Consider the following 12,164-nt stretch of genomic DNA (forward strand, 5'->3'; position numbering starts at 1 on the left):
AATGATAGAACAGGCCATGGCAACTGCAACACCCGAGAAACAACTCGCCGCAGGAATGAAGGCGATGGAAGAAGGCGACTTCAAGAAGGCTTACTCATCCTTCAAGAAGCTCGTTGTCGAGTTCCCCGATAACGCTGAGTGCTGGTTCTACAAGGCCGAGTGCGGGAACTACGCTTCGGGAATGTTCGGAGCCAAGGCGGATATCGAGGAGATCAAGGAGGCCTACAAGAAGGCCATCGAACTGGATCCCGAGCGCGCCGACTACCTCCAGGCATTCGGACTGTTCTGCATATCGATCCAGAAGTACGATGAGGCCGAGGAGGCATACCGTGCAGCTGCGGAAGTCGACGAATCATTGACATCTTCGCTGTACTCCGAGTTCGCCATTGAGTACTACAATAACGTCATGGCGCAGTACGCGGAGATCATGGAGGACCCCAAGGCCCGCGCACCCTATGCGAAGAAAGCTCTCCAGTACATGCTTCTGGCCCTCGACATCGATGCTGAGGAAGCCAAGTCGCTTCTTTGAAAACTTCAGGATAATCTCCTTCCGCCCCTTGCGGGGCGGGAGGATAATTCGTTTCTCATTCTTTGCTCAGAAGTCCTAGGACCTCGTAGAGCAGATCGTACAGCTGTTTGCCCTTCTCAGGGGGCAACTGTATGCAGGATGCCATCGCCCCGGGCACCTTGAGGGCCTTTTCCCGGAGATCCCTGCCCTCATCGGTCAGGGAGATGATGACGGAGCGCTCATCCTCCTTCGAGCGCCCCCTCTTCACGTATCCCTTGGACTCCAGGTTCTTAAGCAGCGGCGTGAGCGTGCCTGAATCCAGGAACAGCCTTCCTCCAAGGTCGTTCACAGTGGAGTCCCCATGCTCCCACAGCACCATCATCGTGATGTACTGCGTGTAGGTGAGGTCCAGCTCGTCCAGCAGCGGGCGGTACCTCTTGACGATCTCTTTCGAGCATGCGTACAGGGGGAAGCAGACCTGGTTCTCCAGCTTCAGGCAGTCGTAGTTCTCTCCCATATGAACTCACAGCAGCTTCTTGATGTCGCCCTCGATCTTCTCGGGCTTGTCGGTGGGCGCATAGCGGTCGACGACGTTGCCCTCACGGTCCACCAGGAACTTGGTGAAGTTCCATTTGATCTTGCTTCCCATGATTCCTCCTTTCTTCTGGGATTTCAAGTAGGTGTAGAGGGGCGCCTCGTTGTCTCCGTTGACCTCGATCTTGGAGAACTGCCTGAAGGTGGTGTTGTACTTCATCTGGCAGAACTCTACGATCTCCTCATCGGATCCCGGGGCCTGGTTTCCGAACTGGTTGCACGGGAAGTCCAGGATCTCGAAGCCGTCCTTCTGGTAGGTGTCGTACAGCTTCTGCAGTCCCTCGTACTGGGGGGTGAAGCCGCAGCCAGTGGCGGTGTTGACGATCAGCAGTACCTTACCCTTGTACTCAGAGAGGCTTACCTCCTCTCCCTTAGCGTCCTTCATCGTGTAATCATAGATTCCCATGTTTGTTCACCTGTATTGTTTACAATTAAATTGTATACAATCTAATTATAAAAAAGTAACCCTAGGAATCGGAGATGAATGGAGAAGTAAGGGGTTTGGAAAGGGGTTTGTTGGATACTCAGTACTGATACTGCTGGTATTGCTGCTGATACTGGTCCTGGGGCATCTTGATTCCGATCCAGGTCCAGAGGCTGCACTCGAACATTGTGACGTTGCGGACGTTGGACCTCACGTACTTGGTCATGAGCAGCGAGCTGACGAGTCCGAGGACCATGATTACGACGCCCATCAGGATGAAGAGGACGAGGGTCGTGTCCGTGACGGCGAAGCCGGTGTTGGTGAAGATCAGTGTGATCGTTCCGATCACGCAGACACCTGCCACGATGTTGAACAGCGGTACGAGGAGGCTCAGGATTCCGATCACGATGGTCATGATGCAGAAGATGAGCACATAGAGTCCGTCCTCTCCGAGTCCGATGCCGATGAGCGAGTCGTTCTCGGTGACGGGTATGATCGTAAGCGTGAGGATGGTCATCACCAGAGTGGCGATCGAAAGGATGATCGCGATCCAGCGGAATGAGATCTGGTTGTTGGGGGCTCCGTAAAGGTAGAACGGAGGCTCCCTCTGTCTCTGACCGGGATACTGCTGCGGGGGGTACTGGGGATATCCCTGGTAGCCCTGGGGCGGGTACTGCTGTTGCTGCTGTCCCGGGTAAACCGCAGGCGGGTACTGCTGATAGCCCTGCTGAGGGGGGTACTGCTGTTGGGGCATGTACTGCTGCTGGTAGGGCTGCTGTTGCTGATAGTTCTGTTGAGGGGGCTGAGGCGGAACGTAGTAGTTAGCGTTCGGGTCGTAAGGACGTATGCGTTCAATCTCAGTGTCCATCGTGGGGATATATCCCATGTTAGACTGCTGAGGCTGAAGAGGCAGCTCAGCTCCGCAGTTGAAGCAGAAGCGATTTCCCTCTGGGTTATCGGATCCGCAATTTCCGCAGTAAGTCATAATATCCTCAGTCGCGCATTAATTAAAAAATATAAAACGGTGTTGCCAGAACGCATCGCTGAATTGTGGAGAATAAGATGGTAGCGAGGAGTCGATTTGAACGACCGATCTCCGGGTTATGAGCCCGACGGGATATCCTGGCTACCCCACCTCGCTATGCTGAAGGCTAAGAGGGGATATTATAAAACGTTTAGGGTGTCTCAGAAGAACTTCTTCAGGAACATCAGGTCGTCCAGTTTTCCTTTGATCTGGACCTTCTTCAGGACGAACGCCCTCATGGGCCTGAGGGTTCCGTCGATGAGCGCCGACAGGTTCTCCGGGGTGGTGGTGAGTGTGACGTCGGCCTCCTGGAGCATGACGGGGACGAAGTCGTAGATCTGGGCGTTCTTCAGCTTCATGGAGTATGCCTCTGTGCCCAGGTCGATGTTGAACGTCTTCACGAGGGGCTCGATCTCCTTCCTCACGTTGGGGTCCTTCTCCATCTTTCTGTGGAACTTGTCGATCAGTTCTTGAATCTTCGGTTGCATCGTCATCTTCTCACCAGTCGTCCAATCTCGTCATCTTCTTCTGGGATAGCATCTCTCTGACCGGCTCCCAGGACGTCCTCACATGCGGAGGGGCCTTGCCGTTGGCTTGGATCCAGTCGCGGATGAAGTCCATGGTGCAGTGGTCGCTCGGATATCCGCTTCCCACGTTCACTCCGAACTCATCCTGTATCTCCTGCATCATCCTGTCCCTCGTTACCTTGGCCACTATGGATGCTGCAGATACAATAGGGTAGGTGTCATCGGCTTTATGCTTTGCGATAATCCTTACGTCCTCTCCGACTTTCGTCGAAAGCCTGTTGGTGAAGGATTCCTCATTTATGTCCGGGCAGTCGGCGTAGATCACCTCGGTCTCCCATTTGGTGCATCCCTCGGCGAACATGTTCAGCTCGATCTCGTTGAGGGAAATCGTCTTCCTCTGCTCGTCGATGCCTTCGGCGGACAGTATCACGGTGCACCAGTGGGGGACAGCTTCTACGATCTGGTCGTACATCCTCTCCCTGGCCTTAGGCGTGAGCTTCTTGGAGTCCTTCACGCCTATCTCCTTGAGGAAGCCGTCGGATTCGGCGTAAACCACACCGACGACCAACGGACCCATCGCAGGCCCCCTTCCCGCCTCGTCGACACCGCAGAACATGCTTCTACCAAAGCAGTAGTAAGCCTACATAATCTTAAGTAGTTGCCTCCGTTGGTCTTTATCAATGACGCTCAAGTGTGACCTCCAATATGGCAAAGGCGATGCCGAGTACAAGCTCACCCGCGTAGGTGTGAAGGGAGTACGCAAGCCCATCCTCGTCCAGAGGGACGGCATCAACGGCACGCTCAACAACATTCTGAACTGCAGCATCGACATCTTCGTCGACCTGCCCGGGAACCAGAAGGGATCCCACATGTCCAGGAACGTGGAGGTCCTCAACGAGATCGTGGACGCTTCCATAGCGAACCCGATCACCGCGATCGAGGATGTCGCTGCGGACATCTGCAGGAAGCTCATGGTCCACCACGAGTACGCCCAGGAGGGAGAGGTCAGCATAGAGGCGGAGTACTTCCGTGCGAGCAAGACGCCCCTGGGGAAGAACACATTCGAGTCGTACACCCTTCTCGCAGGAGGGCACATCGAGCGCGACGGGGAGCTGACCAAGATGGTCGGCGTCACCGTGACCGGTATGACCGCATGTCCCTGCGGACAGCAGACGGTCACCGAGATGCTGGAGATCGAGAGCGAGCACCCTGTCATGACTCACAACCAGAGGAACGTCTGCACGCTGATGGTCTACATGCCGGAGAACGTCTCGGTCGAGGCCAACGAGCTCATCGACATCGTTGAAGCCTCATTCTCATCGCCCACGTACGAGCTCCTCAAGAGGCCGGACGAGGGACAGGTCATCATCAACGCCCACAGGAACACCAAGTTCGTGGAGGACGTCGTAAGGGCCGTCCTGGACAACTTCGTGAAGAGGTACACCGATCTCCCCGACGAGGTGTTCATCGACGTCATCAGCGATTCCGAGGAATCCATCCACAAGCATGACGCATACGCTGAGAGGGAGGCCACCCTCGGAGAGCTCAGGCAAGAGAATCAGTGATCTGATGGATCTCTCCCCGCTTTTCAAGAGCGTAATCGATCAGGACAGGGCGCCTGTCGTGATCTGCGATACGAATCATATCGTCGTCTACATGAACCCCGCCGCTGTGGAGCATTATTACAAGCACGGCGGTTCTGCCATCATCGGCATCCACATCTTCGACTGCCACAGCCCCAAGTCAGGACAGATCATCCGCGACGTCGTGGACTGGTTCGCCAAGGACAAGGACAACAACATCGTCCACACGTTCTACAACGAGGAGCAGAACAAGGACGTCTACATGGTCGCGCTGCGCGACGACGATGGCGAGCTGATCGGCTACTACGAGAAGCACGAATATCGCGACAGGGACGACAGCCCCTTCTATGCGTTCAAGAATTGATCAATAAATAATCATAATTGGGGAGGTGGCAGGATCACTCCTGCTCCTCCTCATATTTCTCAAGTTTTACATCCATGACGGAGATGTCCGAGACATAGACGTCCTCGGGACACTCAAGGTCATCCAGGCATCCTACCCAGTAGACCACGAGTCCGGGTCCGAAGAGCTTGGTGTAGGGAATCAGCTGCTTCCTGGAGTTGTACTTGAACTCGGTGTTGTCCCCGAACGAGGCCTTGCTCTCAACCCAGCAGATCTTGTGGCCGTTGTAGACCATCGGATGGTCCAGAAGGCAGTCCGGGGTCTTTGTGAACTCCGTGTCGCGGAGGTCGTTCTCCGTCCTGTAGGTGATGCCCTGGCCGTCCAGCCACTGGTGGGTGAGGTCCTCTCCCCAGATACCTCTCTCCCTCTGCCTGTCGTTGGCGTCGGGGGAGTAGACGATATCGTTCTCGATGGCCTCGCGGATCTCGTCCGCGACCTCCGGGCTCTCGAGGGAGTCCGGGTCGTTGATGGATGCCCAGAAGTCCTTCTTCGATGTTCCGTCCTCCAAGAAGATGAACATCGCGGTGAGGATCGGCGGGAACTTGTACTTGTCCGAGAGCTCCATGATCGTCTTGCCCTTGCGCCACTCCTTGAGCATGCGCGGGGCGTTCTGCTTGACGATGTAGAACCTCTTCTTCACATCCCTGCTGGTCTTCTGGGTGTACAGCGTGTCCAGGAGCCTGTCGTCGTAGCGTCCCCTATGGGAATCTAAGTCGGCAGGTTTCCTCAGACTGTTGTACAGTTCCTTGTACTCTGCATAGTCCACGGTATCACTGGTTGAGGTTCCTGGCGAGGTCCTCTACGGCCGTGATGACCACATCCTTGACCATGGAAGTCGGGGGGCAGTAGGCGTTCTCCGAACGTACGAGGAAGTCCTCCGCTGTCATGCCGTTGATCACCGCGGATGTAAGCCAATCGATGCGTCCGGTTGCCTCCTCTCCTGCGATGATCTGTGCTCCGATGATTCTGTGCGATGTCCTGTCGGCGAGGACCTTCACGATGAGCTCCTTGCCTCCGGGGTAGTACCTTGCGCGGGTGAGTCCCTGTGCCTTGCCTTCGACGACGTCGATGCCGTACCATGATGCGAGTCCCTGGGAGAGTCCGGTTCCTGCGATCTGTTTGTCGCCGATGAAGCTCACCCACGGGCTTGCCACGGGTCCGAAGAGCTTCTTCTCTGCGGATACTGCATTGTTACCGGCGACCGATCCCTGCTTGACTGCGGTGGAACCGAGCTGACTCATGGTCGCTCCGTTCATGATAGCCGATTCGCACTGGACGAGGTCCCCTGCGACGTAGATGTCGGGGACCAGCCTGCCCTTCCTGTAGGGCTGGAGGGTCGGTGCGACGATCAGAGCGTTGAGCTGACCGATGTCGAATCCCAACGCCTTGGGGATTTCGAGGTTGGCGCGGACTCCCGTTGCGAAGATCATGACATCGCAGGGGTACTCCTTCCCATCTGCCGTGACGGACTCGACCTTGTCGGTTCCCTTCACGGATTGGATGGGGGCCTTCATTACGAACTTGATTCCCATGTCCTCCAGGCGCTTCTGGATGTTGTCGGCCATGTCCTTGTCCGCGATACGGGGGATGACCTGATTCATCATCTCGATGACTGTCACGTCTTTTCCCATGTTCTTGAACGATACCGCGAGCTCCAGTCCGATGACACCGGCTCCTCCGATGACGACGTTCTTTGCCGTCTTGAGAGCTTCCTGGATGTCCTTTCCGTCCCTGATGGTCCTCACTATGAAGACGTTCTTCAGGGATGTGCCCTCGATCGGGGGAACGAAAACCTTTCCTCCGGTCGCAATCACAAGTGAGTCGTATGCGTATGCTTTTCCGCCGGCTGTGACGGTCTTGGCAGCATCATCCACGGACTCGACTGTCGTCTTGGTGTACACCTTTATCCCGCGCTCCTTCTCGTAGAAGTCGGGTGTGTGCATGACGATGTCGGTCCATTTGCTCTTCCCCTCGATACCCCACGGGATAGCGCAAGGAGAATAGGCGATGTCCTCGTCCTCTGTGAAGACGGTGACCTCGCATCCAGGGTCTTTGGCCCTGGCGGTGGAGGCGGCAGTCATTCCAGCCGCTCCTGAACCGATTACGATTACTTTCTTAGCCATAAGGCTCCTCCGTTCCGAATAAGAGATTCTATTAATAAGGAATGGTAAGGAAGAGGGTCAAGGGAAAGCTCGCGAGATCAGGATCGGGATGTGTTTTCCGCTACCAATCATTAAATCCGCCCCTTGATATACTGAAATCAGGCGTCCAGATGAAAGACAAGAGATCCCCGTCGGAACTAGAGGCCCTCTGGAAAGAGGACGACATGGTCGACGGACAGAAGGTCAAGGCGATGGTCATGATCATGCGCACCAACGGCTGCTGCTGGGTTAAGCACGGCGGCTGCACCATGTGCGGATACAAGGAGGCCTCGCTGATGAACGTCACACCGGAGGATCTCCTGAAGCAGCTGGACCAGGCATTGTCAAGGTACAAGGACGAGCCTTTCGTCAAGATGTACACTTCCGGAAGCTTCCTCGACGACAACGAGATCCCCCCTGAGGTCAGGGAGAGGATATTCGATGCGTTCAAGGGATGCAAGAGGCTCCTCTTCGAGAGCCGCCCCGAGTTCATCACCGAGGATGTGGTCAAGAAACTCCCGAAGAACGTAACCGTCGCATTGGGATTGGAGAGCTCCGACCCTAAGGTGCTAGAGGTTTCCGTTCACAAGGGATTCACCCCCGAGGACATCAAGAGGGCAGGCGAACTGCTCAAGGCGAACGGCCTCGGTGTGAGGACCTACCTTCTCCTGAAGCCCCCGTTCATGACGGAGCAGATGGCCATAGAGGATGCGGTGAGGTCCGCAAGGTTCGCGGATCCGTTCTCCGATGAGATATCGATCAACCCCCTCAATGTGCAGAGGGCCACCTATGTGGAGCGCCTCTGGAAGAGGGGAGAGTTCAGGTCACCGTGGATCTGGTCGCTCATCGAGGTGTTCAGGGAACTGTCCGGTACCGTCAACGCGCGCATCATGTCCTCCCCATCGGGCGGAGGGGCGATGAGGGGCGTGCACAACTGCGGAGAGTGCGACATGAAGGCGCTCGAGGCCATTGAGAAATTCAGTTACTCGCAGGACGTCAAGGACCTTGACGTCACCTGCAAATGCATCCCCAAGTGGGAGGCCTACAAGAGGTCCGAGACGATCCTCGGATCCCCTGCCGATCTCGACAGGGACTTTGAAAACGAGTTAGTTTTGAGGATGTGAATCGATGGATTACGATATCAAAAAGGGATGGTTCAAGAATATCGAAGGGGATGCACTGGCACAGTTGATGGAACAGGTGTTCGGCAACGTGAAGAAGGACGGCGACAAGTACGTCTCGTCCTATGGTGTAATGGAGTCCATCGTGGTCACCGTCATCAACAAGGACAAGATGGACATCACCGTCACGAACGTCGCAGACGCGAAGGGCCGCTCCGACGACGAGATCATGGACAGCAAGAGGAAGCTCAACATCTTCGCGGAGAAGGCGACGGGCTTCGATGCTAAGGCCCGCATGAAGAGGGCTCAGAAGAAGGCGAAGGAAGGCACTCTCTGATCCCAAACCTGTTTTTCCACGCTCCCGCTTCTATAATAATAAGAACGCGGGAGTAACTTTATATATAACTCCTCTATACCAACTTTCGGATTGGACATAATAGTGTCCGACCAGACGCACCGGGCAATGCGGTTGCAACCCACGTCTGCTTCACACGCTACGGCTTTTGGAAGCGAATATGGCGTCACGGTCGGAACATTAAGACGTTCGTCTGATAAAGCGCGAGGTTAGCGAAGAGACCCTCGCAGGTATGTGTAAAATATGCCACAAAGAAGACGTCCACAGAAAGGATCTAGGGCATTCGGCCCTAGGAAGAGAGCTCAGTCTCAGACACCGAGGCTCGACTCTTGGCCAGAGGTCAGCGGAGCCCCTAAAATCCAGGGTTTCGCAGGCTACAAGGCGGGAATGACACACGCTTTCATCGTTGACAAGCGTGCAAAGAGCACCACCTCCGGAATGGAGCTCCAGGTGCCCGTGACCGTCGTCGAGGTTCCCCCGATGAAGATCGCGGCAGTCAGATTCTACGAGAGCAGCATCGTCGGACTGAAGACAGCAGGAGAGGTCTGGGCAAAGGACCTCGACCCGCTCCTCGACAGGCGCCTCAACGTTCCCAAGAACCACGAGGAAGCGACATTCGCAAGGTATGACGGCCTGGACATCGAAGATGTCCGCGTACTGGCCTACACCCAGCCCAAAGTCGTTTCCGGTGTACCCAAGAAGGTACCCGACCTCATGGAGCTCAGGATCGGAGGCGGAACAATCGATGAGAGGGTTGCATACGCAAAGCAGATACTCGGTACCGAGGTTGGCTTCACCGACTTCTCCCCCGAGGGATCACTGGTCGATGTCATCGCAGTGACCAAGGGAAAGGGATTCCAGGGAGTCACCAAGAGGTGGGGAGTCAAGCTCCTGTCACACAGGAACAGCAAGCACCGCCGTGGAATCGGTAACCTTGGACCCAAAAGACCCGGATACGTCAGGTCGACTGTACCTGGATCCGGACAGATGGGATACCACCAGAGGACCGAGTTCAACAAGAAAGTCGTCAAGGTTGGAGCCGACGGAACCGAGGTAACCCCCAAGGGAGGATTCCTCAACTACGGAGAGGTCAGGAACACCTACGTCCTCATCCACGGATCCGTCCCCGGACCCACCAAGAGGCTCATCAGATTCAGAGATGCGACCAGGATGCCCAAGAAGGCAGACACCGAGGCGGTCGACGTCACTTACGTCTCCGTCGAATCAAAGCAGGGGGCATGAGTAAATGGCAGCAACCACAAATGTTTATGGATTGAACGGTGCGGTCGAGGGATCCGTCAAGATCCCCGAGGCATTCGAGACCCCCTACAGGCCCGACATCATCAAGAAGGCGGTCCTCGCAGCTGCAGCCAACGGCAGGCAGCCCTACGGACCCGCACCCAGGTCGGGAATGAGGCACGCGGTCAGCTTCCGCGGAAAGGGTACCGGATCCGCACGTAACCAGAGGATCCACGGACTCGGAAAGGCCGGAGAGTCACCCAACAACGTCTCGGGAAGGAGGGCACACCCGCCAGTACCTGAGAGGATCTGGGCACAGAAGGTCAACAAGAAAGAGGCAAAGATAGCACGCGCTTCCGCACTGGCAGCAACAGGCTGTGCGGACTGTGTCAAGGCACGCGGTCACCAGTTCGATGACAACGTTTCCTTCCCCATCGTCGTCGACGACAAGTTCAACGAGATGAAGGAGACCTCAGCAGTCATCGAGCTCTTCGAGAAGATCGGAATCGGCTACGACCTTGACCGTGCAAAAGAGGGACGCAAGATCCGTGCAGGAAGGGGAACAATGAGGAACAGAAAGTACCGCACCCCCGTTTCCGTGCTCATCGTCGTTGCAGATGACGAGAGGAACGCACCCATCTTCAAGAGCGCAGCGAACATCCCCGGAGTGACCGTTGAGGAAGTCAAGACACTCAACACGAGCATCCTCGCACCCGGTGGAGACGCAGGAAGGCTCACTGTCTACACCAAGGCAGCCATCGAAGCTATCGGAGGTTGGACACAATGAAGCAGAGTGATGTTCTCATCAGGCCGTTCGTGACTGAGAAGTCGACGAACCACATGACCGGAACCCCCACACAGGACTTCAAGGACGGAAACAAGCTCGAGTTCATCGTCAACAGGCACGCTGACAAAGAGATGATCAAGACCGTCTTCGAAGAGCGTTTCGAGGTCAAAGTAGAGAAAGTCTGGATAAGAATCCAGAAGGACGGAAAGCACGCCATCATCAAACTGGCAGACGGATACTCTGCAGAGGATGTTGGTATGAGAGTCGGAGTCTTCTGAGGTGAGTGATTATGGGAAAAAGATTGATACCAATGAGAAGGGGTCGCGGAACCTCTTTGTACCGCTCGCCCAGCCACAGGCACGTCGATGATGTTAGGCTCCCCGCGTTCAACGAGGGCAAGGCAGTCATCAAGGACCTGATTCAGGCGCCCGGAAGGACATGCCCTCTCGCAGTCCTTGACATCGATGGAAAGACGGACTACCAGCTGGCAGTCGAGGGAACCAAGGTTGGACAGACCATCATGATCGGCGGAACCCAGGTCGCAGCAGGAAACATCCTGATGCTCGCCAACATCCCCGAGGGAACCCTCGTGCACAACGTCGAGGCAAGGCCCGGCGACGGCGGAAAGTTCGTGAAGACCGCAGGATCCTCCGGAACAGTCGTTTCCAGGGGAGACAAGGTCAACGTCCTGATGCCCTCAGGAGCCATCAAAGAGTTCAGCCCCAACTGCCGCGCCGCAATCGGTGTCGTAGCTGGAGGCGGAAGGGGAGACAAGCCCCTCGCGAAAGCAGGTAAGAACGTTCTGACACTCAGGTCCAGGTCCAAGGCACCCTTCAAGACGAAGGGAGTCGCAATGAACCCTGTCGACCACCCCCACGGAGGAGGTAGCCACGCCCACGTCGGAGGACCCAACTGTCAGAAGAGAACAGCATCGCCTGGTCAGAAGGTAGGATTCCTGCCTCCTAAGAAGAAAGTAAGGAAGTGATTGCAATGGCAAAGAAGATTATTGCAGGATCGGCAAAAGCCTCGAGGAGGAAGTCCAGGAAGAAGGCGTCGGCAATCCAGGCACGCAGGAAGAAGGAGTTCCTGTACCGCGGATTCACGATGGAAGAGCTTCTGGCCATGCCTTTCGAAGAGGTCCTCGGACTCATGCCCTCACGCTCAAGGAGGACATACCTCCGCGGTCTGAACTACGAGCAGCAGCTCCTGTTCGACAAGCTGAAGGACGCAACAGAGCCCGTCAGGACACACCGCAGGGACTTGCCTATCATCCCCCAGTTCGTGGGAAAGACCGTCAGCGTATACAACGGTCAGAATTTCAAAGACGTAGAGATCAAGCCCGAGATGATCGGCTGCTTCATCGGAGAGTTCGTCCAGACAAGGAAGCCTCCAGTGCACTCCGGACCCGGAGTCGGTGCAACCAGATCATCCAAGTTCATGCCGTTGAAGTGAGGTGTC

Annotated in this window: 17 protein-coding genes and 1 tRNA gene; 10 read left to right on the forward strand and 8 right to left on the reverse strand. The window is 55.9% G+C overall.

Going from position 1 to position 12,164, the window contains the following annotated elements; all coding sequences use genetic code 11:
• The first annotated feature begins 16 nt into the window (after nt 1–16).
• Nucleotides 17–529 (forward strand): hypothetical protein, encoded by a 513-nt coding sequence (locus PED39_04375; GenBank protein ID WII06827.1) that lies wholly within the window; start codon nt 17–19, stop codon nt 527–529.
• A gap of 55 nt (nt 530–584) precedes the next feature.
• Here the strand turns inward: PED39_04375 and PED39_04380 are convergent, their stop codons facing one another.
• The 6 genes from PED39_04380 to rnhB form a co-directional block, all read right to left on the reverse strand.
• Entirely contained in the window at nt 585–1,025 is a 441-nt protein-coding gene (locus PED39_04380) for a MarR family transcriptional regulator (GenBank protein ID WII06828.1), read from the reverse strand.
• A gap of 6 nt (nt 1,026–1,031) precedes the next feature.
• Nucleotides 1,032–1,508 (reverse strand): glutathione peroxidase, encoded by a 477-nt coding sequence (locus PED39_04385; protein WII06829.1) that lies wholly within the window; start codon nt 1,506–1,508, stop codon nt 1,032–1,034.
• A gap of 118 nt (nt 1,509–1,626) precedes the next feature.
• Entirely contained in the window at nt 1,627–2,511 is an 885-nt protein-coding gene (locus PED39_04390; protein ID WII06830.1) for a zinc ribbon domain-containing protein, read from the reverse strand.
• Between the two features lie 78 nt (nt 2,512–2,589).
• Nucleotides 2,590–2,667 (reverse strand) — tRNA-Met (locus tag PED39_04395).
• Between the two features lie 44 nt (nt 2,668–2,711).
• Nucleotides 2,712–3,044 (reverse strand): SCP2 sterol-binding domain-containing protein, encoded by a 333-nt coding sequence (locus tag PED39_04400; GenBank protein WII06831.1) that lies wholly within the window; start codon nt 3,042–3,044, stop codon nt 2,712–2,714.
• 4 nt (nt 3,045–3,048) lie between these two features.
• A complete protein-coding gene (gene rnhB / locus PED39_04405) occupies nt 3,049–3,693 on the reverse strand; it encodes a ribonuclease HII (GenBank protein WII06832.1) in 645 nt (214 codons plus the stop codon).
• Nucleotides 3,694–3,757: 64 nt separating this feature from the next.
• Here rnhB and mptA point away from each other — a divergent pair, with 64 nt between their 5' ends.
• Complete coding sequence (gene mptA / locus PED39_04410; GenBank protein WII06833.1) at nt 3,758–4,642, forward strand: GTP cyclohydrolase MptA; 885 nt, start codon at nt 3,758–3,760, stop codon at nt 4,640–4,642.
• A 4-nt stretch (nt 4,643–4,646) separates the two neighbouring features.
• Entirely contained in the window at nt 4,647–5,024 is a 378-nt protein-coding gene (locus tag PED39_04415) for a PAS domain-containing protein (protein ID WII06834.1), read from the forward strand.
• 34 nt (nt 5,025–5,058) lie between these two features.
• Here PED39_04415 and PED39_04420 read toward each other — a convergent pair whose 3' ends face one another.
• Both PED39_04420 and PED39_04425 read right to left on the reverse strand, forming a co-directional pair.
• On the reverse strand, nt 5,059–5,829 hold the full coding sequence (locus PED39_04420) for a C15orf41 family protein (GenBank protein ID WII06835.1): 771 nt from the start codon (nt 5,827–5,829) through the stop codon (nt 5,059–5,061).
• Nucleotides 5,830–5,833: 4 nt separating this feature from the next.
• On the reverse strand, nt 5,834–7,186 hold the full coding sequence (locus PED39_04425) for an FAD-dependent oxidoreductase (GenBank protein WII06836.1): 1,353 nt from the start codon (nt 7,184–7,186) through the stop codon (nt 5,834–5,836).
• Between the two features lie 149 nt (nt 7,187–7,335).
• Here PED39_04425 and PED39_04430 point away from each other — a divergent pair, with 149 nt between their 5' ends.
• The 7 genes from PED39_04430 (at nt 7,336) to PED39_04460 (ending at nt 12,158) form a co-directional block, all read left to right on the forward strand.
• Complete coding sequence (locus tag PED39_04430) at nt 7,336–8,328, forward strand: archaeosine biosynthesis radical SAM protein RaSEA (protein WII06837.1); 993 nt, start codon at nt 7,336–7,338, stop codon at nt 8,326–8,328.
• Nucleotides 8,329–8,332: 4 nt separating this feature from the next.
• On the forward strand, nt 8,333–8,662 hold the full coding sequence (locus PED39_04435) for a DUF5611 family protein (GenBank protein WII06838.1): 330 nt from the start codon (nt 8,333–8,335) through the stop codon (nt 8,660–8,662).
• A 261-nt stretch (nt 8,663–8,923) separates the two neighbouring features.
• Nucleotides 8,924–9,922: a 50S ribosomal protein L3 gene (locus PED39_04440; protein WII06839.1), complete on the forward strand. Its 999-nt coding sequence runs from the start codon at nt 8,924–8,926 to the stop codon at nt 9,920–9,922.
• 4 nt (nt 9,923–9,926) lie between these two features.
• A complete protein-coding gene (rpl4p, locus tag PED39_04445) occupies nt 9,927–10,706 on the forward strand; it encodes a 50S ribosomal protein L4 (GenBank protein WII06840.1) in 780 nt (259 codons plus the stop codon).
• On the forward strand, nt 10,703–10,984 hold the full coding sequence (gene rplW, locus PED39_04450) for a 50S ribosomal protein L23 (protein ID WII06841.1): 282 nt from the start codon (nt 10,703–10,705) through the stop codon (nt 10,982–10,984). The genes rpl4p and rplW overlap by 4 nt, the downstream gene beginning before the upstream one ends.
• A gap of 11 nt (nt 10,985–10,995) precedes the next feature.
• Nucleotides 10,996–11,691, forward strand: coding sequence for a 50S ribosomal protein L2 (locus PED39_04455; protein ID WII06842.1), 696 nt, complete (start codon nt 10,996–10,998; stop codon nt 11,689–11,691).
• 5 nt (nt 11,692–11,696) lie between these two features.
• Entirely contained in the window at nt 11,697–12,158 is a 462-nt protein-coding gene (locus PED39_04460) for a 30S ribosomal protein S19 (protein ID WII06843.1), read from the forward strand.
• The last annotated feature ends 6 nt before the right edge of the window (nt 12,159–12,164 follow it).

The sequence above is a fragment of the Methanomassiliicoccales archaeon LGM-RCC1 genome, from assembly GCA_030168575.1.
GTDB lineage: Archaea > Thermoplasmatota > Thermoplasmata > Methanomassiliicoccales > Methanomethylophilaceae > Methanoprimaticola.

What these genes read in the sequence shown, in the direction of transcription:
- rpl4p (WII06840.1), top strand. Translation starts at nt 9,927, where the DNA reads ATGGCAGCAACCACAAATGTTTATGGATTGAACGGTGCGGTCGAGGGA.
- PED39_04455 (WII06842.1), top strand. Translation starts at nt 10,996, where the DNA reads ATGGGAAAAAGATTGATACCAATGAGAAGGGGTCGCGGAACCTCTTTG.
- PED39_04435 (WII06838.1), top strand. Translation starts at nt 8,333, where the DNA reads ATGGATTACGATATCAAAAAGGGATGGTTCAAGAATATCGAAGGGGAT.
- rnhB (WII06832.1), bottom strand. Translation starts at nt 3,693, where the DNA reads ATGTTCTGCGGTGTCGACGAGGCGGGAAGGGGGCCTGCGATGGGTCCG.
- PED39_04390 (WII06830.1), bottom strand. Translation starts at nt 2,511, where the DNA reads ATGACTTACTGCGGAAATTGCGGATCCGATAACCCAGAGGGAAATCGC.
- PED39_04375 (WII06827.1), top strand. Translation starts at nt 17, where the DNA reads ATGGCAACTGCAACACCCGAGAAACAACTCGCCGCAGGAATGAAGGCG.
- PED39_04385 (WII06829.1), bottom strand. Translation starts at nt 1,508, where the DNA reads ATGGGAATCTATGATTACACGATGAAGGACGCTAAGGGAGAGGAGGTA.
- PED39_04380 (WII06828.1), bottom strand. Translation starts at nt 1,025, where the DNA reads ATGGGAGAGAACTACGACTGCCTGAAGCTGGAGAACCAGGTCTGCTTC.
- PED39_04425 (WII06836.1), bottom strand. Translation starts at nt 7,186, where the DNA reads ATGGCTAAGAAAGTAATCGTAATCGGTTCAGGAGCGGCTGGAATGACT.
- PED39_04415 (WII06834.1), top strand. Translation starts at nt 4,647, where the DNA reads ATGGATCTCTCCCCGCTTTTCAAGAGCGTAATCGATCAGGACAGGGCG.
- PED39_04400 (WII06831.1), bottom strand. Translation starts at nt 3,044, where the DNA reads ATGACGATGCAACCGAAGATTCAAGAACTGATCGACAAGTTCCACAGA.
- PED39_04440 (WII06839.1), top strand. Translation starts at nt 8,924, where the DNA reads ATGCCACAAAGAAGACGTCCACAGAAAGGATCTAGGGCATTCGGCCCT.
- mptA (WII06833.1), top strand. Translation starts at nt 3,758, where the DNA reads ATGACGCTCAAGTGTGACCTCCAATATGGCAAAGGCGATGCCGAGTAC.
- PED39_04460 (WII06843.1), top strand. Translation starts at nt 11,697, where the DNA reads ATGGCAAAGAAGATTATTGCAGGATCGGCAAAAGCCTCGAGGAGGAAG.
- PED39_04430 (WII06837.1), top strand. Translation starts at nt 7,336, where the DNA reads ATGAAAGACAAGAGATCCCCGTCGGAACTAGAGGCCCTCTGGAAAGAG.
- rplW (WII06841.1), top strand. Translation starts at nt 10,703, where the DNA reads ATGAAGCAGAGTGATGTTCTCATCAGGCCGTTCGTGACTGAGAAGTCG.